The sequence below is a fragment of the Arabiibacter massiliensis genome, assembly GCF_902386925.1.
GTDB classification, from domain to species: domain Bacteria; phylum Actinomycetota; class Coriobacteriia; order Coriobacteriales; family Eggerthellaceae; genus Arabiibacter; species Arabiibacter massiliensis.
This window is the reverse complement of record NZ_LR698996.1, coordinates 470,564-490,534: the sequence shown is the minus strand read 5'-3', so window position 1 is coordinate 490,534 and position 19,971 is coordinate 470,564. Positions and strand designations below refer to the sequence as shown.

Annotated in this window: 18 protein-coding genes; 7 read left to right on the top strand and 11 right to left on the bottom strand. The window is 68.2% G+C overall.

The annotated features are described in order from the left end of the window. Nucleotides 1-59: 59 nt before the first annotated feature. Genes pyrF through FX134_RS02070 form a run of 3 tightly spaced genes read right to left on the bottom strand, consistent with a single transcriptional unit; the run spans nt 60 to nt 2,542 of the window. Entirely contained in the window at nt 60-785 is a 726-nt protein-coding gene (pyrF, locus tag FX134_RS02080) for an orotidine-5'-phosphate decarboxylase (RefSeq protein WP_080797312.1), read from the bottom strand. After that, nucleotides 779-1,732 carry a dihydroorotate dehydrogenase gene (locus tag FX134_RS02075; protein WP_080797311.1) on the bottom strand — a complete coding sequence of 318 codons (954 nt, stop codon included), beginning with the start codon at nt 1,730-1,732 and terminating at the stop codon, nt 779-781. The genes pyrF and FX134_RS02075 overlap by 7 nt, the downstream gene beginning before the upstream one ends. After that, nucleotides 1,733-2,542, bottom strand: a complete 810-nt coding sequence (locus FX134_RS02070) for a dihydroorotate dehydrogenase electron transfer subunit (protein WP_080803661.1) — start codon at nt 2,540-2,542, stop codon at nt 1,733-1,735. A gap of 586 nt (nt 2,543-3,128) precedes the next feature. Here FX134_RS02070 and FX134_RS02065 point away from each other — a divergent pair. From FX134_RS02065 to FX134_RS02035, 7 genes are all read left to right on the top strand, one after another. Further along, nucleotides 3,129-4,316: a winged helix DNA-binding domain-containing protein gene (locus tag FX134_RS02065; RefSeq protein ID WP_080797310.1), complete on the top strand. Its 1,188-nt coding sequence runs from the start codon at nt 3,129-3,131 to the stop codon at nt 4,314-4,316. Nucleotides 4,317-4,349: 33 nt separating this feature from the next. Further along, entirely contained in the window at nt 4,350-4,979 is a 630-nt protein-coding gene (locus FX134_RS02060) for a DUF3267 domain-containing protein (RefSeq protein WP_080797309.1), read from the top strand. Nucleotides 4,980-5,106: 127 nt separating this feature from the next. Next, on the top strand, nt 5,107-5,577 hold the full coding sequence (locus tag FX134_RS02055; protein ID WP_197735962.1) for a hypothetical protein: 471 nt from the start codon (nt 5,107-5,109) through the stop codon (nt 5,575-5,577). Nucleotides 5,578-5,582: 5 nt separating this feature from the next. Further along, nucleotides 5,583-6,458: an alpha/beta fold hydrolase gene (locus tag FX134_RS02050; protein WP_080797308.1), complete on the top strand. Its 876-nt coding sequence runs from the start codon at nt 5,583-5,585 to the stop codon at nt 6,456-6,458. A gap of 196 nt (nt 6,459-6,654) precedes the next feature. Next, nucleotides 6,655-6,984: a type II toxin-antitoxin system MqsR family toxin gene (locus FX134_RS02045; protein WP_080797307.1), complete on the top strand. Its 330-nt coding sequence runs from the start codon at nt 6,655-6,657 to the stop codon at nt 6,982-6,984. Beyond that, nucleotides 6,978-7,406, top strand: coding sequence for a type II toxin-antitoxin system MqsA family antitoxin (locus tag FX134_RS02040; RefSeq protein ID WP_080797306.1), 429 nt, complete (start codon nt 6,978-6,980; stop codon nt 7,404-7,406). The genes FX134_RS02045 and FX134_RS02040 overlap by 7 nt, the downstream gene beginning before the upstream one ends. 25 nt (nt 7,407-7,431) lie before the next feature. Beyond that, nucleotides 7,432-8,157: an AAA family ATPase gene (locus FX134_RS02035; RefSeq protein ID WP_080803652.1), complete on the top strand. Its 726-nt coding sequence runs from the start codon at nt 7,432-7,434 to the stop codon at nt 8,155-8,157. Between the two features lie 55 nt (nt 8,158-8,212). Here FX134_RS02035 and carB read toward each other — a convergent pair whose 3' ends face one another. The 8 genes from carB to FX134_RS01995 all read right to left on the bottom strand — a co-directional run bounded on the left by carB (nt 8,213) and on the right by FX134_RS01995 (nt 19,968). Beyond that, complete coding sequence (carB, locus tag FX134_RS02030; RefSeq protein WP_080797305.1) at nt 8,213-11,437, bottom strand: carbamoyl-phosphate synthase large subunit; 3,225 nt, start codon at nt 11,435-11,437, stop codon at nt 8,213-8,215. Next, nucleotides 11,430-12,869 carry a glutamine-hydrolyzing carbamoyl-phosphate synthase small subunit gene (gene carA, locus FX134_RS02025; protein ID WP_080797304.1) on the bottom strand — a complete coding sequence of 480 codons (1,440 nt, stop codon included), beginning with the start codon at nt 12,867-12,869 and terminating at the stop codon, nt 11,430-11,432. The genes carB and carA overlap by 8 nt, the downstream gene beginning before the upstream one ends. Before the next feature lie 275 nt (nt 12,870-13,144). After that, the gene (locus FX134_RS02020) at nt 13,145-13,825 is read right to left on the bottom strand and encodes a PspA/IM30 family protein (protein WP_080797303.1); all 681 of its coding nucleotides are present in this window, start codon (nt 13,823-13,825) and stop codon (nt 13,145-13,147) included. Nucleotides 13,826-13,856: 31 nt separating this feature from the next. After that, on the bottom strand, nt 13,857-14,912 hold the full coding sequence (locus tag FX134_RS14665) for a hypothetical protein (RefSeq protein ID WP_197735960.1): 1,056 nt from the start codon (nt 14,910-14,912) through the stop codon (nt 13,857-13,859). 136 nt (nt 14,913-15,048) lie between these two features. After that, nucleotides 15,049-15,879, bottom strand: a complete 831-nt coding sequence (locus FX134_RS02010) for a hypothetical protein (RefSeq protein WP_080797302.1) — start codon at nt 15,877-15,879, stop codon at nt 15,049-15,051. A gap of 481 nt (nt 15,880-16,360) precedes the next feature. After that, a complete protein-coding gene (locus FX134_RS02005; RefSeq protein ID WP_080797301.1) occupies nt 16,361-17,350 on the bottom strand; it encodes a PDDEXK family nuclease in 990 nt (329 codons plus the stop codon). A gap of 397 nt (nt 17,351-17,747) precedes the next feature. After that, nucleotides 17,748-19,040 carry a dihydroorotase gene (locus tag FX134_RS02000; protein ID WP_080797300.1) on the bottom strand — a complete coding sequence of 431 codons (1,293 nt, stop codon included), beginning with the start codon at nt 19,038-19,040 and terminating at the stop codon, nt 17,748-17,750. Continuing rightward, entirely contained in the window at nt 19,024-19,968 is a 945-nt protein-coding gene (locus FX134_RS01995; RefSeq protein ID WP_080797299.1) for an aspartate carbamoyltransferase catalytic subunit, read from the bottom strand. The genes FX134_RS02000 and FX134_RS01995 overlap by 17 nt, the downstream gene beginning before the upstream one ends. Nucleotides 19,969-19,971 lie beyond the last annotated feature (3 nt).

The window sequence follows — 19,971 nt, the reverse complement described above, 5'->3', positions numbered from 1 at the left end:
CGCCTAATCGTCACCTTCGACGAGCGATCAGGCGAAACCGCGAAAAGCCCTCTGCCGCCCTACAATTCGGCCGCGATGGCCTCGAACGCGGCCGCCGGATCGTCGGCCTGCGTGATGGGGCGGCCCACCACGATGTGCGACGCGCCATTGGCGAAGGCCTCGGCCGGCGTGGCCACGCGGCTCTGGTCGCCCTTGGCACTGCCGGCGGGGCGCACGCCCGGGGTGACGATGTAGGCGTGCGCGCCCAGGATCTCGCGCAAGCGCGCCGCCTCCTGGGGCGAGGCCACCACGCCGGAGATGCCGGCGCGCTTGGCCTGCTCGGCGAGCACCACCACCTGGTCGGCCATGGCGCGGGAGACGCCCGTTTCAGCCAGCGCGGCATCGTTCATGCTGGTGAGCACCGTGATGCCGAGCGTGGCCGGCACCTCGTGGCCGTACTCGGCCGCCGCGCGCTCGGCTCCGCGCTGCGCGGCCGCCATCATGTCCACGCCGCCCACCGTGTGCATGGTGAGCATGTCGGCCCCGCTGCCGGCAGCGGCGTACGCGGCGCCCTCCACCTGATGCGGGATGTCGTGGAACTTGAGGTCGAGGAACACCTTGAAGCCGCGCTCCTTGAGGGCATAGACGATGGCCGGGCCGTTCGCATAGAACAGCGTCATGCCCACCTTCATCCAGGTGGCCTTGCCCTGCAGCTGGTCGGCGAGGTCGAAGGCCTCCTCGATGCCGCAGTCGAGCGCCACGATCACGCGCTCCCTCGCGGGGATCTCCTCGAACGAATTCACCATTCCAACGCTCCTATCAGCTCCTGCACGTCCTTCACTCCGTGCCTCTCGCAATACTGCGCTATTCCGTCGATGATTTCAACCGTGGCGTGCGGATTCACGAAATTCGCGGTGCCGACGGCCACCGCCGTGGCTCCGGCCAGCATGAACTCCACGGCGTCGGTCGCGCACGAGATGCCGCCCATGCCGAGCAGCGGCACGTCCACGGCCTTGCGCACCTCCCACACCATGCGCAGCGCCACGGGCTTGACGGCCGGGCCCGAAAGGCCGCCCACGACGCGCGCGAGCACCGGGCGACGGCGCTCGGCGTCGATCGCCATGCCCATGAGCGTGTTGATGAGCGACAGCGCGTCGGCGCCGGCGGCCTCGGCCGCGCGCGCGATCTCGGTGATGTCGGTGACGTTGGGGGTGAGCTTCACGATGAGCGGGCGCTTCGTGGCGGCGCGGCAGCGCGAGACAACGGTCTGGACGCTGTCCGTGCAGGTGCCGATGGTCATGCCGCCCGCGTCCACGTTGGGACACGAGATGTTCACCTCGTAGGCGTCCACCGGCGCGTCCTCAAGCGCCTCGATCACCTGCACGTACTCGTCGAAGCTGTGGCCCGACACGTTCACGATGGCCGTCGCGCCGCGCTCTTGCAGCCACGGCAGGTCGTGCTCTTTGAGGTGCCCGACGCCGGGGTTCTGCAAGCCGATGGAGTTGAGCATGCCCGAGGGCGTCTCGGCGATGCGGGGCGTGGCGTTGCCCTCCCAGCCGGCGAGCGACACGCCCTTCGTGGTGACCGCGCCGAGGGCGGCCACGTCCACGAAGTCGCCGTACTCGCGCCCGGCCGCGAACGTGCCTGAGGCGGTCGTGACCGGGTTCTTCATCTTGAGGCCGCCCAGGTTCACGGCCATGCGCACGTCCGTGGGGGCCGTCGTGCGCGGGGTCGCGCTCGCGTTCGCCGTCATCTACCACACCACCTTCCGTGCGTCGAACACCGGGCCGTCGACGCAGGCCCGCTTCTTGCCGTCCACGGTGTCCACCACGCACGACAGGCAGGCCCCGACGCCGCAGGCCATGCGCTTCTCGAGCGACGCCTCGCAGGGAACGCCCGCAGCGTCGGCCATGCCGGCGACGATCTTCATGAGGGGCTCGGGGCCGCACACGGCCAGGTAGCCGTAGGGGTCGCCCGCTGCCGCCGCCTCGGCGAGGGCCTCCTCCACGAGCGAGGTGCAGAAGCCCGCGCGGCCGAAGCTGCCATCGTCGGTGGCACAGCGCGGCGGCGCGTCGAGCAGCGCCTCGTAGCGCGCGCGGCACGTGAGCGCCGCCTGCGTCTGCGCACCGAGCACGACGTCCGTGCGCACGCCCGCGCCCGCCAGCTGCTCGCACAGCATGAACAGCGGGGCCGCGCCCACGCCGCCGCCCACGAGGAGCGCCCGGCGCACGTCAGCGGGCGGCTGCCACGCGCGGCCGACGGGGCCGACGAGCTCCGCGCCCCAGAGGTGCTCGGCGCGCTCGGGCTCGATGCGCGTCATGTGGTCGGTGCCGAAGCCCACGGCCTGGTAGAGGATCTCGAGCGTCCCGGCAGCCGCGTCGCGCGCGTACACCGAGAACGGGCGGCGCAGGATGTGCGCCTCCATGTTCGGCACCTTCATGTGCACGAACTGCCCCGGCTCGATGGCCGCCGCGATGCGCGGGGCCGCGAGCTCCATGAGGTAGAGGTTCGGGCCGACTTCCCCGTTGGCGAGGATGCGCGCCCGCTCGTTGACGAGTGCCACGTTCATACCTTTCGATCCGTCGCCGCCGGCCTGCCGCCGGGGCGCGTCTTCGTCTCTCGAGGGCCGATTGTAGCATCTGCACGGAGGCGCACGCATCTGAGCGGCCGAAATGCCAAGGAAAGTGCACGAGGAACGCTGCCAGACGCGCCCGCCCCCGTCATCCTGAGCGAAGCGACCGAAGGGATCGGAGCCGAAGGAACCCGTGCGGTGCCAGCCGTGACGCTTCCAGCTGCCGCCGCACACGAAGCGGGGCCGCCCGACACGAAAACCCTCGACGTGAAAGGTTCGGCGGCGGAAAAGGGGGCGCATCGGCTCCCCAAGCTGAAGGCTCCCGACGTTTTCCCAGGTCGCAAAAATCCGGCGCCCGCGCGGCCAGCCGGGATCCTTTCACGTCGAGGGTTTTCGTGCTCAAGAGGCCCGATTCGCGTGCACCCCCCCCCCAAGGCGGTCGATTGCGCGTCAAACAGGGAGTCTGAACAAATGGTTCACATGAAGCATTTGTCGCAACACGGTGCGACAATGCGCGCCAAGCTGCGCTGGACTCCCGCTACCTATATACTAGGGCGCGACGGAAAGGAGGCGGCCCATGGACGAGGCGAGCGTGGAGCAGGTGAGGAGCTTCCGACTGCGCGCGCACCATCTGGATCGGGCGTACCCGGCGGCGGATGCGCTCACGCTCGTCGGGGCGTGCGGCATGCAGAACTCCCCTCCCGGCGCGTGGGAGACCGCTCTCGCGAACCGCGCGCCGTCGCTCGGCGCGGACGGCACGGCGCGGCTGCTCGCGCGCGGCGGCGGCCTCGTGCAGGCGTGGAGCCTGCGGGGCGCGCCCTACGTGTTCCCGGAGGCCGAGGCTGGTGCGTTCCTCTCGGCGCTTGTGCCGGAAGCGGGCGAGCCGTGGATATACACGGACGGCATCGGGCTCGCGCTCGACGCGCTGGGGCTGGGCTTCGACGAGCTTCTGGATGTCCAGCGGTCGGCCATGGGGCGCCTCGACGGCCTGGTGGTGGAGGGAAAGCCCAAGCTCGACCGCCTGGTGGCCTCGTGGATGGAGCCGTCGATCCCCACGGGCAAGCTGGAGGCGTGGCGCGCGCCGTCGATGTACGGAAGGCCCGACGTGCAGACGGTGGGCGGCGCGGTGGCGTCGTTCCTGTTGCGGCCGTGCGCCTTCGAGGGGCGCGTCGTGTTCGGCGAGCGGCGGGGACAGGCGCCGACATTCACGTCGTATGGCAGCTGGACAGGGCGCGCCTTGGAGCCGCCTCCCGACGCGGCCGCGCAGCTCGTGCGGAAGCTCATGCGCTGCTACGGGCCGGCCACCCCGGCGATGCTCGCGTCATGGCTCGGCTGCTCGGGCGCGCAAGCGCGGCGCATGTGGGCGCAGGTCGCCGACGAGGTCGCGCCGGTTGCCGTGGACGGAAAGCGCGCGTTCGTGCTGGCCTGCGACCTCGAGCACCTGCTGCGCCCGGAGCCGCTCGAGCGCGAGACGCTTCTCCTCGGCCCGCACGACCCCTACCTCGACCAGCGCGACCGCGCCGTGCTGCTGGCCGACAAGGCGCGGCAGCGCCGCGTGTGGACGACCGTGTCCAACCCCGGTGCCGTCGTGCATCGCGGCGCCGTGGTCGGCCTGTGGAAGGGCCGCAAGCGCGGCGGGAAGCTGGACGTGGAGGCCGAGCTCTGGGAGGCGGGGCCGGACGAGGGCGTGCTGCGAGCGCTCGCCGAGGAGCATGCGGCCTTCCGGGGGTTGGAGCTTACCGATATCATGGTCGCGCGTGCCTGAGGCGGACGGGCTGCCGAACGGAAAGGAAGGCGCATGGGACAGAAGGAGCGCACGCTCACGAAGGCGGAGCTCGCGCGCATGGAGGCGTTCGAGCGGACGTGCGCGGACTTCGAGGAGCAGGGCTTCCGATCCCACCCGCTCGTCATCGGCGTCGTGGCCGCCAACCTGGGCGCGGTCGTGCTCTCGCTGCCGATCATCGCCGTGCTGGGAGTCGGCTTCTTCGCGTTGCACCCTTCGGGCGCGGGATCGCTCGGACCCTGGGGCCTCCTCATCTTGTCGGCGTCCTTCCTCGTGCTGGCCGCCGTGCACGAGCTCATCCACGGGCTCGTGTGGAGCGCGTTCGCGAAGAGCGGCTGGAAGGCGGTGTCGTTCGGCGTGATCTGGCAGTACCTCACCCCGTACTGCACGTGCTCCGAGCCGCTGCCGAAGCACGCCTACGTGATCGGCGCGCTCGCGCCCACCGTCGTGCTGGGCCTGCTTCCCGTGCTCGTATCCTACGCCACCGGGTCGCTCGTGTGGTTCGGGGTGGGCGCGCTCATGATCCTCGGAGGAGGCGGCGACCTGGCCGTCGTGCTGAAGCTCCTGCGCTTCAAACCGGCCGGCGACGAGGCGGTCTTCCTCGACCACGCCTGCGACTGCGGCCTCATGGCCTTCGAGCGCTAAGGGAAGGCTGATTGATGTAGTACAGCATGTCATCCTGAGCGAGCGAAGCGAGTCGGAGGATCCCGAGCTCGACCCGCCGCTCTCAAGGCGTATACTTCCCTCGACGGGCAACGAGCGAACAGGAGCGATGATGGAGAAGCTGCCGCCTTTGGCGAAGGTGTTCGAGGCGTGGAGCGCGCTGGCGGACGGGCGCGTGGCGTTCGACGCAGAGGGGCGGCGCGCGACGGTGGCCTCGTCGAACGGCGCGAAGGCGTACACGGTGGCGTGGAGCGAGGACGGCTCTGCGTATTCGTCGAACGACAACGCCACGTACTGGCAGGGCTACGCGGGCTATCCGGTCATCGCTGTGCTCATGGCGCAGGGGCGGCTGCCCTTCGACCGCCAGGTGGCCGAAGGATTTGCGCACGTGGACTGGACCGAGCTGAACGAGCGGCACAAGCGCGACTATGCGGCGGCCGTGCGCGAGGTGGTGGACGCACGCGGATTGGACGCCGCGCAGGCAGACGCGGCCGCCCATGAGGTGCTGGACGCGCTCGCGGCGCTCGACGTGACCGTCAAGCGCGGATCCGCGAGGCCGCCGAAAGCGAAGAAAGCGTGAGCGACATGAAATCCATCTACAAGAGCGCGTCAGGCAAGCGCGCCGTCCTCGATTTGTACGACGAGCAGATGGCCCGCATCGGCTGCCCGTTCGAGGACGTCTACGTGGACACGGCGTTCGGGCGCACGCACGTGGTGGTCACCGGCAACCCGGACGGCATTCCCGTGCTGTCGTTCCACGGCGGCAACTCGACGACGGCGCACAACCTGGTCACGTCCCCGTTTCTGCTGCGCGGAGACTTCCGTGTGTTCGCGGTGGACACTATCGGCCACCCCGGCAAGAGCGACGAGACCTGCCTGCCAGCGTCCGGCTACGCGTACGGCGAGTGGGCGTCGCAGGTGATCGACGGGCTGGGATTCCCGCGCATGCGCTGTATCGGCGGCTCGTTCGGCGCGGGCATCCTGGCGAAGCTCATGTGCGTCGCGCCCGAGAAGGTGGAGCGCGCGGTGCTGTTCGTGCCGTCGGGCATCAAGAACGCGCCCCTGCTGAACAGTGCCTCCATGATGGGGCCGATGATCATGTATATGCTCACGCACCAGGAGTCGTGGTTCGTGAAGACGCTTTTGCCCATGGCGGGCACGCCCGACGTCATCGACGCCGAGACGCTGGCCACGGCGCGCGCCACCATCGACCATTCCAAGGTGAAGGCCGGCATGCCCACCGACGTCGACCCCGAGCGCATGGCCGCCTGCACCGCGCCCACGCTCGTGATGGCGGGAGATGCCGACCACCTCTTCCCCGCCGCCCGCGTCCTTCCGCAGGCCGAGCGCATCATCCCCAACGTTACCTGCCGGCTCATGCCCGGCCGCGCCCATATGGGCGCCTTCACCCCCGAGCAGGAGCGCGAGATCGTGGAGTTCTTGAAGGCAAGCGCGAAATGAGCTCATTTTTTACAAACAGGTGTTCCCTTATTGTGCATGCTATGGTACTATACGAACATAAGTTCTTATAGTGGCTGGAGCAACCTCCTAACCCGTTCGGGGACAGCCGTACTCGACGAGGAGGTGGCAACATGCTCTGCCCTCTTGCAATCCGCATTCCTGTTTCGTATACTGCTAGTGGTAGCAAGGTGCTACCATGAACGGGAAAGAGCCGCACTACGATCTCGCGGAAGTAAAGCGGTTGATAAGGGAAGGCCGGTATCGCACGACAAGGAAGAGCTGCTCCTGGCTCATCGCCCACGGGCACTACGCCGAGGCTTCGTGCGACATGATCCTTTCGCTGGAGAGCGCGGAGTTCTTCGAGTCCTCCCCTCCCCGAAGCGTAGACGGCGCTTGGGCCGACGTGTACCGATGCCATTACGACGAAGGAGGGCTGCGCGGAGTCTTCTACGTGAAGTTCATCGTCGATGACACCTTTGGCGAAGTCATCGTCATGTCGTGCAAAGAATGGGGTTACGCATGGTAGGTTTGCAGAAATGCCCGATCTGCGGAGGCAAGATTTCGCAGATCCACGGGCCCATCGAATGGGACGTCAAAGGCGAGCCCATCGTCGTCGACGACGTCACCTACGACATGTGCTGCGAATGCGGCGAGTCGTATTTCGCCGGAGGGCTCGCGGGTGAGATCCACCGGCGCGCGGTCGACCAGTACAAGCGGGACAACGGGCTGCTTTCGGGCGACGAGGTGCGGGAGCTCCGGCAGGGCCTGGGGCTCTCGCAGGCCAAGTTCGAGAAGCTCATCGGCGCGGGGCCGAAGACGGTCGTGCGCTGGGAGAACGGCTCGGTGTTCCAGAACCGCACGGCCGACACGCTCATGCGCGTCGTGCGCGACTTCCCCGAGGTGGCCGCCTACTTGATGGAGCGCGTGGACGAGCCGCGCACGTCCTGACGCGAGCAGACGAAAGGAGATGGACATGCGCGACGACGTCTTCGTGACCTCGCTCGCCATCGACTGGACGGGCGTCCCCGACCGGTGCGTCTACCCGTTCAACGTGCCGGCCATCGCGAGCCTGCGAGCGCTCGACCTGGGCCAGCGCGTCACGTTCTTCTGCGGCGAGAACGGCACGGGCAAATCGACGCTGCTGGAGGCGATGGGCGTGGCCTACGGCCTCAACCCCGAAGGCGGCTCGCGCAACTACACGTTCTCGGTGCGCGACACCCACTCCGAGCTCTGCGACCACATGCGTCTGCTTAGGGGCATCTGCCGGCCGCGCGACAGCTTCTTCGTGCGCTCGGACACGATGTTCAACCTTATCTCGGAGATGGACGCACTCGAGGACGACATGCGCTACTTCGGCGGGCGGTCGCTGCACGCCCGCTCGCACGGCGAGGGCATCCTTGCACTGGTGTCGCGCCGCTTCGGCGGCGAGGGGTTCTACGTGCTCGACGAGCCCGAGACGGGGCTCTCGCAGCTGGGCCAGGTGGCACTCTTGGCCGAGATCGTGCGGCTGGCTCAGGCGGGCTCGCAGCTGGTCGTGGCCACCCACTCCCCCATCCTGCTCACCGCGCCAGGAGCCGTCATCTACCAGTTCGATGACGAGGTGCGCCGCGTAGACGCAGAGGAAACGCTGGAATGGGACGTCCTCAAACGCTTCATGGAGAACCCAGACCGCCTGCTCACAGAGTTTCTAGCCAACTGAATGGCGTCTAGGAGCAACGGTCGAGCGGCGAAGAATCGCCGCTCGACCGAAATGCCTACTCCCACTGGGGGAGGTCTTGGAGGGCTACTACGGTCAGGCCGCTTTCGCGGGCGACCTCGATGGCGGTGACCATCGCCTGGGCGCTCGCGAGGTTCGTGACGTGGGTCACGCCGTGCTTCACTGCCTCAAGGCGCAGCTCGTAGCCATCGGCGCGCGTGGCGTGGCCGAACGGCGTGTTGATCATGAGCGACACCTCGCCGCCCGCTATCATGTCGCGCACGTTTGGCTCGCCCTCGTGAATCTTCTTCACCTCTTCGCACTCCACGCCGGCCGCGCGCAGGGCCCGCGCCGTGCCCCCGGTCGCCACCAGGCGAAATCCCAGGCGCACCACGTCGCGCGCGATGGACACGATGGCGCGCTTGTCGCGGTCGCACACGCTGATGAACACCGTGCCGCCCTCGGGCAGCGCGTAGCTGATGGCCAGCTGCGTCTTCGCGAACGCGCAGGGGAAGTTGCGCGCGATGCCCATGACCTCGCCGGTCGACTTCATCTCAGGGCCGAGCACGGTGTCGGCGCCGGGGAAGCGGCCGAAGGGCATGACGGCCTCCTTCACGCTGAAGTGCTCAAGGCGGCGGTCATCGGGCGGCAGGCCCAAGTCGGCTATCTTCTCGCCCGCCATGATGCGCGCGGCCATCTTCGCGAGCGGCACGCCCGTGGCCTTCGACGTGAACGGCACGGTGCGGCTTGCGCGCGGGTTGGCCTCGATGATGTAGATGACCTGGTCTTTTATAGCGAACTGGATGTTGATGAGCCCCACTACGCCCAGGCGCAGCGCCAGGCGGCGCGCGATGGCCATGAGCTGGGCCTGCACGGCCTCTGAGAGCGCGAAGGGCGGCGTGCAGCAGGCCGAGTCGCCCGAGTGGATGCCCGCCATCTCGATGTGCTCCAGGATGCCGCCCACGTACACCGCCTCGCCGTCGCAGAGCGCGTCGAGGTCCACCTCCACGGCACCCTCCAGGAAGCGGTCGAGATACACCGGGTGATCGGGCGATATCTTCGCGGCCTCGGCCATGTACTTCTCCAGCTGCGCGCCGTCGTAGACGATGCCCATGCCGCGCCCGCCCAGCACATAGCTCGGACGCACGAGCAGCGGGAACCCTATCTGGTCGGCCACGACGCAGGCCTCTTGATACGTGGAGGCCATGCCGGCAGCCGGGTAGGTGATGCCGAGCTCGTCCAAGATGGCGCTGAAGCGGTCGCGATCCTCGGCCAGGTCGATGGCCTCCGGCGAGGTACCCATGATGGGCACGCCGGCCTCGGCCAGCGCGTTCGCCAGCTTGAGCGGCGTCTGGCCGCCGAGCGTGACCACCACGCCGTCGGGACGCTCCACGTCCACGATGTCCATGACGTCTTCGAACGTGAGCGGCTCGAAATACAGCTTGTCGGAGGTGTCGTAATCGGTGGACACCGTCTCGGGGTTGCAGTTCACCATGATGGTCTCGAAGCCGGCCTCGGCAAGCGCATAGCTCGCGTGCACGCAGCAGTAGTCGAACTCGATGCCCTGGCCGATGCGGTTCGGCCCCGCGCCCAGGATCATGGCGCGGCGGCGCGACTTGGGCGCCACCTCGGTCTCATCGGCGTCGTAGGTCTTGTAGTGGTAGGCCGTTGAGCTGGGGAACTCGGCTGCGCAGGTATCCACCGTCTTGAACGCGGGCACCACGTGCAGCATCTTGCGGCACGTGCGCACCGTGAGCTCGTCGCTTCCGGTGAGGTGCGCGATCTGCGCGTCGGAGAGCCCCATGCGCTTGAGCAGGCGGAACGCGTCGGCGTCCAGCTCGTCGAGCCGCGTGCCGCGCAGGTTCTCCTGCACGCGCACGATGTCGGCCATGCGCGCGATGAACCAGGGGTCGATGCCCGTGGCCGCATGCGCCTCGTCCACCGTCCAACCGCGGCGCAGCGCCTCGGCCAGATAGAAGATGCGGTCGGCCGTCGGGCGCGCCACGAGGTCGTCGAACGCCTCGCCATCCGGCAGGTCCGCGTCCTTGCCGTCGGCACCGAGGCCCGCACGCCCGTTCTCCAGCGAGCGCATGGCCTTGCCGAGCGCCTCCTCGAAGGTGCGGCCGATGGCCATGACCTCGCCCACGGCCTTCATGCGGGTGGAGAGCGTATCGTCGGTGCCGGCGAACTTCTCGAAGGCGAAGCGCGGCACCTTCACCACGCAGTAGTCGATGGAGGGCTCGAAGCAGGCGGGCGTGGCCTTCGTGATGTCGTTCACGATCTCGTCGAGCGTGTAGCCCACGGCCAGCTTCGCCGCCGCCTTCGCGATGGGGAAGCCCGTGGCCTTCGACGCGAGGGCCGAGGAGCGCGACACGCGCGGGTTCATCTCGATCACGATCATGCGGCCGTTCTCCGGGTTGACGGCGAACTGCACGTTGGAGCCGCCGGTTTCCACGCCGATCTTCTCCAGGATGGCAAGCGACGCCGCGCGCATGCGCTGGTATTCCACGTCCGAGAGCGTCTGCGCGGGGGCCACCGTGATGGAGTCGCCCGTGTGCACGCCCATGGGGTCGAAGTTCTCGATGGAGCACACGATGATGCCGTTGCCGGCCCTATCGCGCATGACCTCCATCTCGAATTCCTTCCAGCCCTCGATGCTCTCCTCCACGAGCACTTCGCCGGCAGGCGACAGCTCCAGGCCCTGCCCCACGATCTCGTGCAGCTCCGCCTCGTCGTGCGCGATGCCGCCGCCCGCGCCGCCGAGCGTGAACGAGGGGCGCAGCACCACGGGATATCCCAGCTCGGCCACGATGGCCTCGGCGTCGGCCAGCGAGTAGGCGTAGCCGCTTCTCGACGTCTCGATGCCCAACTCGGCCATGCACTCGTTGAAGAGCTTGCGGTCCTCGCCGCGCTCGATGGCGGCCAGGTCGCAGCCGATCATCTCCATGCCGTACTTGTCGAGGACGCCCGCGCGCGCAAGGTCGACGGCCGTGTTGAGGCCGGTCTGGCCGCCGAGCGTGGGCAGGAGGGCGTCCGGGCGCTCCTTGGCGATGACCTGCTCCACGAACTCGGGCGTGATGGGCTCCACGTAGGTGCGGTCGGCCAGGCCCGGGTCGGTCATGATGGTGGCGGGGTTGGAGTTCACGAGCACCACGCGGTAGCCGTCGGCTTTGAGCACCTTGCACGCCTGCGCGCCCGAGTAGTCGAACTCGCACGCCTGCCCGATGACGATGGGACCGGACCCGATGACGAGGATGGTGCTGATGTCGTCGCGCTTAGGCATGGGAGCCTCCTTTCGCCCCCGCCACGGTGGCGGCTTGCTCGCCGAAGGTCCAGCCGGCCAGGCGGTCGGCGGCGATATCGATGTCCAGGTAGTCCTCGCCGGTGAAGGAGGCGGAGGTTTTGGAAGGATCCTTCGACTCGCTTCGCTCGCTCAGGATGACGGATTGGCCCTCCATCAAACGCGTGAACGCCGTGAACAGGTAGTGGGCGTCGGTGGGGCCGGGCGAGGCCTCGGGGTGGTACTGCACGCTGAACGCGGGGATGTCGAGGAACGCCACCCCCTCGGCGGTGCCGTCGTTGAGGTTCACGTGCGTGAGGCGGATGCGGCCGAAGCGCGGGTTGTCCACGACCGGCGCGACGCCGCGCTCCACCCAGGCGCGCAGGTCGGCCTCGTGCGCGTCGAAGCCGCCCGACAGGCTGGGCACGAGCTCGCCCAGGCTCGGGAATACCAGGCCGAAGCCGTGGTTCTGCGCCGTGATCTCCACGCGGCCCGTGAGCAGGTTCATCACGGGATGGTTGCCGCCGCGATGCCCGAACTTGAGCTTCTCGATCTCGGCGCCCGCCGCCTTCGCCATCATCTGGTGCCCCAGGCAGATGCCGAACACGGGAACCTGGCCGAGCAGCTTCTCCACCTGGGTGTACGTGCCCTCCACGGCCTCGGGGTCGCCCGGGCCGTTGCTCAGGAACACGCCGTCGGGTTCCATGGCAAGCACCTCTTCGGCCGGCGTATCCCACGGCACGGCCGTGACGGCGCAGCCCGCGCGCACGAGGTTCTGCAGGATGGAGCGCTTGGCGCCGCAATCGTAGGCCACCACCCGGAAGCGCGCCTCGGCGGGCGGCGCCACGGCGAACGCCTGGCTCGCCGGCAGGTCGCCCGCGCCCACCTCGTAGGGCGCCTCGCACGACACCGTAGCCGCGAGGTTCGCCCCCACGATGGACGCGCTCGCGCGCACCTTCCGCAAAAGGCTCGCCTCGTCCATGTCCGCCGTGGAGATCACCGCCCGCTGCGCGCCATGGTCGCGCACGTGGCGCACGAGCGCGCGGGTGTCCACGCCCTCAACCGCCACCACGCCCTGTTCGCGCAGATAGTCGCCCAGCGACATCTCGCTGCGCCAGTTCGACGGCGTGGCGCACATATCGCGCACCACGAGGCCCCGCAGAGCCGGGCGCGCCGCCTGCGTATCGTCCGAGTTCACGCCGTAGTTACCGATCTGGGGGTATGTCATGGTCACGATCTGCCCCGCGTAGGACGGGTCGGTGATCACCTCGAGGTAGCCCTCCAGCGACGTGTTGAAGCAGATCTCGCCGAACGCCTCCCCCGCCGCCCCGCATGACGTGCCGCGAAACACGGCGCCGTCCTCCAGCACGAGCGCCGCCGGCGCTCCAGCGGCCTTCGATGTTCCCGCCAGCAGCTCGTCCGCTTTCTTGCTCAAGCCTGTTCCTTTCCGTCGGGCGCCCCGGCCTACAAAAAACGCCTCCATCCGAAGACAGGAGGCGGCGCATGCAAGCTGATAGGTCGCGTACCTTGCCGGTCTCTCCGTACCGCCTTAAAGGTTGCAAGCAAGTATACGACTATTTCGAATCGATCGGTCTGAAAATGCAGTATTTCTATGATTGGAGGTAGATTTATGCAAAGAAGCGGTCTCCCAGGGCAGAAAAAGAGCCCCGGGCGCGCATCGGCGGCCGGGGCCCGGGACGGAGAAGGCGGCTAGAGCCCCATCTCCTCCTTCAGCTTCGCAAGCTCGTCGTCCACCGACGCGTCGCTGCCGGCGTTCGCGTACTTCGCCTCGAGCGTCGCCGCCTCGTCGACGGGCTGGGCGTTCAGCTCCTCCATGGCGTTCGCTCGGTCGAGCATCTCGTCGGCCTTGGCCTCCATGCGGTTGAACGCGCTCATGGCGCCCTCGGCCTTGTCGGCGGCGCCGGTCAGGTCGTTCACCTTGTCCTGCGTCTTGGCCACGGCCACCTTCGCCTTGATGGCCTCGCGGCGGCCGTTGAGCGTCTCGATGTCGCTCACCAGCTTGTCGTGCATCTCGCGCATCTTCGAGGCGTTGCCGCTCGCGGCCTGGTAGGCGCTGGCCAGAGCCTCGCCCTTCGCGGCCAGCTCCTGCTTCTTGGCCAGAAACGTGCGGGCATCGCCCTCGTTGCCGGCCTCGAGCGCCTTGCGCGCCAGGCCGTCGTAACGGGCGACTTCCTCAGCGTTGTCGTCCACCAGGCGCTTCGTGCGCGCCTCCTCGGCCATGACGCCGGCCGTCTCCTGCTTGACCTCGGCAAGGCTCTCGGTCAGGTCGCGCAGGTACTGGTCGATCATCTTGGCGGGGTCCTCCGCGCGGTCGAGCAGCTCGTTGATGTTCGCCTTCACGATGTCGGCGAAGCGGTCCAGTATGCCCATATTCTTCTCCTGTCTGGCCCTTCGGCCGTCTCTATTCGCTCTCCTCGTACTTTCGCGCGAGGTCTTCCACGTTTTGATCGCCGAACTTCTCGAGCGGGGTGTTGAGCACCTGCTCGACGCGCTGCGACTCGCGCTCCTTGCGCTTCTGGCGCGCCCTGAACGCCGCGAACGCGAGCGCCGCCACGGCCACGACGGCCAGGCACGCGACGACGGGCACGACGGGCGACTGCGTCACGGTCATGATGCGCGCGCCCGTGTCCTCGAACGTCTTGGAGAATATCTGCTCCTCGGAAAGCGAGTAATCCGCGTAGTAGCGCGCGAGGTAGTCGGCGAGGATGCCCACCGCCTCGTCGTCCATGACGGTCTGCGCCTGCGAGCCCGCCGCGTATCCGCAGTTGTACGAGCCGCGGCCGTCGTCGCAGAACACGAGCAGGAAGTGGCCCTCGTCGGCGAACAGCTCGTCGTAGAGCGCCGCGGCGCGCTCGCCGAGCGCCTGCACCGACGTCGTCTCGCCGTTCGGCAGGATGTAGACGTGGGGCTGCACGCCCGTCTCGCGCTGGAACGCCCGCAAGCCGCTTTCCAGCTGGCTCCCGTTGGACACCCAGCCGCCGTCCTCATCGGTGTAGTAGGCCGTCTCGGTCACGGCCGAGGCGGGCAGGGCCTGCCGCTCGTGGGTGGAGGCGTCGATGCTCGAGCCCGCCGAGCATGAGCCGACGGGGAACAGCGCCAAGACGACGAGCAACAGGAGCACCGCCGACAACGCCACGATGGCGCAGCCGCAACCGCGTCCGCTGCCGCCGGAAGGGCCGTCGACCTGAGGCGGCCGGGGGTCGTCGGGCGGGAAGAAGCCGCCGCCTCCGCCGCCCGAGCGCTGCGAGCTGAGCAGGTGGCCGAGCAGCATGCCCATGCCGAGCCCGTTGCCGCCAAAGCCGCCTCCCCCGTAGGAGGGCCCGCCGCTGCTGCGACCGCCGCCAAACGGCAGCGAGCTGCGGCCGCCTCCGCCCGAGAAGCCGCCCGACGACCGGCCGCCGCCGGAGAAGCCGCCGAAGCCGCCTCCCCCGAATCCTCCGCCGCCCGACCTGCCCATGGCGCTCCTTCTCCTCCGATTCGCCGCGTCCGGCACTGTTCCGACGGCGGCGCTCTCTCTCGGGCCTATTGTACTAGAACGCGGACAGAAGCACGCCGCGCGCCCGCACGATTCCACCGCGGGTGCACCCCTGCGCTCACACGCGCGGCGCGGGCCCGCCGTCGTCGCCGGGGGAGTCCTCGTACTTGCGCGCCAGGCGCTCGATCCGCGCGTCGCTGAACTTCCGCAGGGGTTCCGACATGAGCCTGCTGATGCGCTCCTCCTTGTTCTTGCGGCGTTTGACCAGCGCGTACACGTACAGCGCCGCCACGCCCAGAAGCGCCACCGCAAGCAGGAACGTGAGGGAGAACGCGATGAACACGCCGAGAGCGGATCCGACCCGCTCGGCGCCGCGGTACTCCCCCATCGCCACCGTGCCGGCCTTCTCGAACGCCTCCGAGAACATCTGCTCCTCGAACGCGCGCGTGGAGTAGCGATAGTAGGCCTCGTCGAACTCCTCCTCGAAGGCGGCGATCGCCTCGTCGCCCACCAGCTCGCGCGCCTTCTCTCCCACCGCGTAGCCGAAGAAGTACGATCCGCGCCCATCGTCGCAGAACACGACCAGGAAGTGCGCCTCGTCCTCGAAAAGCTCGCCGTAGAGCTCCTGCGCGCGACGGTCGAGGTCGGCGGAGGAGGCGCTCGCGCCGTCGGACAGGATATGGAGGTAGGGCTGCACGCCCGTCTCGTCCTGGAAGGCGCGCATGCCCGTGACCAGCTGGTTCGGATACCTGATCCAGCCGCCGTCCTCGTCGGCGTAGTACGGGGTCTTCACCACCGCCGAAGGCGGGAGAGGCTCGGGGCAGGAGGGCTCGTCGTTCAGGGACGTCGCGCACGCCCGCGGCAGCGCCAGCAAAAGCAGCAGGCCGAACGCACCGCACAGGAAGGCCCCTATGCCGCCCAGGCACCCCTTCGCCGTGACCTTCGCCATGCCCCGCTCTCCCTTCGCTCGATTCCGCGACCATGATAGCATGCGCCCCGCGCGTCCCGCCGGAGAGAACGATCCTATTCCTGGTCGAGCGCTCACGGTCGATACCGGCAGGCCGCCAGCCGCCCCCCCTCCCCGGCTGGCGGCCTGCGTTTGTCTAAGCGGAGCGCCGCAGGTGCGGAGTCGAGGGATCCTGCGCGGATGTTCGATACTTCTCCGTTTTCGCCTCTCAAGTGCTGCAAATTCACCGCTCTGAAGCTTTTTCACCCTTGGAAAACGCCAACAGGGGGCCGATTGCGAAGCACATCCCAGCATGCGAGCTTGTGACCTGGCATTTCTCGGACAGCGTCGCGCTCGGCCATGCAATCACGCCGCAAGAGAGCTTCAGAGCGGTGAATTTGCTGCATCGGAACCCCTGAAAACGCGAAGAACCGCGCCGAGCGATCGCGGCGCGGTTCTTCGGCGGCTTGCGGGCGGAGACGCCTTAATCGTAGCCCACGCCCAGCCCCAGCTGGCGCCTGAGCTTGAGCTTGCGCGCATGGAGGTCGTCGTAGCGAACGCTCACGCGCTTGCCGAGGTGGCGGCGTATCGTGCGCGCGATCGTCTCGGTCGCCGCGAGGCTGTCGAGCTCGTCGTTGGTGACGCCGATCACCGTCCAGCCCATCGACATGAGGGCGTTCGTCCTGCGCGAGTCCTTCAGACGGTTGCCCTCGCCTTCGTGAGCGAAGCGGCTCTGATACTCCACGTCGAGCTTGGCCTCCGGCCAGCACAAATCGCAGCGGAAGCTCGACCGCCCCGAGATGACGCGCGCCGCCGGGCTCGCCCGCACGACGAAGTTCATGCGGGGAATGCCGAGCCCTTCACCGCCCTGCCGCAGCGGAAAGCCCAACACGAGCGCCTGCTTCGTCTCTCGCGCCGAGGCGGAGTCGTCGGCCGCGTAGCGCAGGACGCGGGCGAGCTTGCCGGCTCCATTGAGCGAGGGATTGCGCGCGACGAACGCTCGCAGATCGTCCACCGACGCGAGAGGCGCAACGTCGTAGGCCGAATCGACGCCCGTGCGACGCGTCTGGTACGTTCCGCAGGCCTCGTACACCAATTCCAGCAGAGCCGCCTGACTGGCCGCATGCACCGCGGTCTGCGCGATCGCGAGAGGGGGGCACGCCGCGTACACGCCTTCCATCACGCGGCAGAACTCCCTACCCGCCAGCGGCGCAGCGCATACGTGCTCGCGGCAATCGCTCGCCAGACGGCGATGCGCATCGTCGCTCACGAGCACGTGAGCCGGCCAGTCGATGCGCATGCCGGGATGCGTCTCCCGCAGACGTTCGACGACCTCCTCAAGCTCGGCTTTGCCCGGCGCATGATCGGGCAGAACGCGAACGGCGCCTCGCAGCGGCGCGCGCTCCGCAGGGCTCAGCGCCCGCAACACTTGAAGCGAAGTTAGATGACTGAAGTAGACCCGCGTGCCCGTCATAGGCGCACTACCCCCTCCGAACGCCCAGGTTCTGAGAGGATCTTGCAGGTGTGGTAGGGGAAGCGAGGGCGACGGCTTCCGCATGGGCGGCGTCCGAAGGGGAAGCGCGCCTGCACTGGCTCTTTGATGCGCCTATGGTACCACGCGGAAAACGGGCGCGCGAGTCACAGTTTTGGCCGTTCTGAAGCCTTTTCGCGCCCCGAAAGGCGGTTACAAGAGAGTCCGCGCGACGCATGAAGATCCAGATAACCCATGACCTGGGCTTTCTTGAAAGCGTTCGGCGCAGGAAGCGCGACCGAGCTTCAGAGCGGCCAAAACCGTGACTTCGGGTGCCCGAAAACGCGAAGGCCCGCGCCGGAGGTGCGGCGCGGGCCTTCGACGACATGCGAAGCGAGGGTTACTCGACGATGGCGCCGTCCTCGAGGGTGGCGTAGCCGCCCACGTAGACGTCGGTGGCGCGGCCGGTGAGCTCAGCGCCGATGAAGCCGGAGTTGCCCGCCTTCGACAGGAACTCGGCGGCGTCCACCGTCCAGGCGGCCTCGGGGTCGATGACCGTGAGGTCGGCGGTCGCGCCCGGCTCGAGCGCCACGCGCTCGACGCGCAGGATCTCGCGGGGCTTCGCGGCCATGAGCTCCACGGCGCGCTCCCAGGTAATCTTCCCCGGCGCCACCAGGTTCGTGATGACGAGCGCAAGCGACGTCTCCAGGCCGGTCATGCCGAAGGGCGCCAGCTCGAACTCGCAGTTCTTCTCGTACTCGGTGTGCGGCGCATGGTCGGTGACGATGGCGTCCACCGTGCCGTCCACGACCCCCTCCACCAGCGCGGCGGCGTCCTCGGCGGTGCGCAGCGGCGGGTTCACCTTGAGGAAGGTGTTGTAGTCGTCGCCGATAGCATCCTCGGTGAGGAACAGGTGGTGCGGCGTGACCTCGCAGGTGACGGGCAGGCCCTCGGCCTTCGCGGCGCGCACGAGCTCCAGGCCGCGCGCGGTGGTGAGGTGCTGGATGTGCAGCGGGCAGCCCGTCAGGCGGCAGACGGCGATGTCGCGGGCGATCTGGATCTCCTCGCCCTCGGCCGGCCAGCCGAGCATCCCCAGGCGCGTGGACACGACGCCCTCATTCACCTGGCCCGCGCCCACCAGGTCCTCGTCCTGGCAGTGGCTCATGACCACGCGGTCGAACTGGGCGGCGTAGTCCATGACGCGGCGCATCATGCCCGCGCCCTGCACGCCGCGGCCGTCGTCGGTGAAGGCGACGGCACCGTGGGCCACCATGTCGCCCATCTCGGAGAGCGTCTCGCCCTTGAGCCCCTGGCTGCACGAGCCGGCCACGTGCACGCGGCACTTGCCGACGGCCGCCGCGCGGGCCTTCACATATTCGACGCCCACCGCGTTGTCGATGACGGGCTTGGTGTTGGGCATGCAGCACACCGCCGTGAAGCCGCCGTGGGCTGCGGCGCGCGTGCCGGAGGCGATGTCCTCCTTCTGCTCGTAGCCGGGCTCGCGCAGATGCACGTGCATGTCCACGAGACCGGGCACGACGATCTTGCCGGAAAGGTCGCGCTCGACGCCCTTCTCCATCGTGAGGCCCTGGCCGACTTCGACGATCTTCCCGTCGCGCACAAGGATGTCGGCCGTCTCGTTCAGACCGACCTGCGGGTCGATCACGTGGGCGTTTTTAAGCAGTAAGGCCATCTTCGCTCCCTCCCAGAAGAAGATACATTTCCGCCATGCGGGTCAGAATTCCGGCGTACACCTGATCGAGGATGACCGAGCGCTTCGGATGGTCGGCCATGTAGCTGTCCAGCTCCACGCCGCGGTTGATGGGGCCGGGGTGGCAGATGAGGGCGTCGGGCTTCATGAGGTGCTCGCGCTCCTTGGTAAGGCCGTAGAGCAGGTTGTACTCGCGCAGGCTGGGGTACGGCGCGCCCTCGAGGCGCTCGCGCTGGATGCGCAGCATGTACACCACGTCGAGCTCCGGCAGCGCCTCGTCGAGCTTCGTGGTCACGTGGTCGGCGCCCAGGATGTCGGGGCGCGCGGGAAGGAGCGTGGGCGGGGCGATGACCGTCACCTCGCAGCCAATGATCTTCAGCGCGGGGATGAGGCTGCCGCACACGCGGGAGTGGCCGATGTCGCCCACGACGCCCACCTTGAGGCCGGCCAGGTCGCCCTTGACCTCCCAGATGGAGTACAGGTCGAGCAGGGCCTGCGTGGGGTGCTGGTGCTTGCCGTCGCCCGCGTCGATGACGTGCGCGCCGGAGACGTCGGCAATCTTGCGCGGCACGCCGGCGTGCTTGTCGCGCACGATGATCATGTCGATCTTGTAGGCGCAGAGCGTTTCCACCGTGTCCACCAGGCTCTCGCCCTTCACCGTGGAGGTGGACGAGCCACCGAAGTTCAGGCTGTTAGCGGAGAGACGCTTCTCGGCGATCTCGAACGACGAACGCGTGCGCGTGGACGGCTCGTTGAACATGTTCACGATGGTGACGCCCTTGAGCGTAGGGACCTGCTTGATGCGGCGCTCGTTCACTTCCTTGAAGCGGACGGCCGTCTCCAGGACGGTCATGATATCGTCGGCGGAGTACTCCGTGATATCTATCAGGTGCTTGTGGTTGAAGGCCATGCC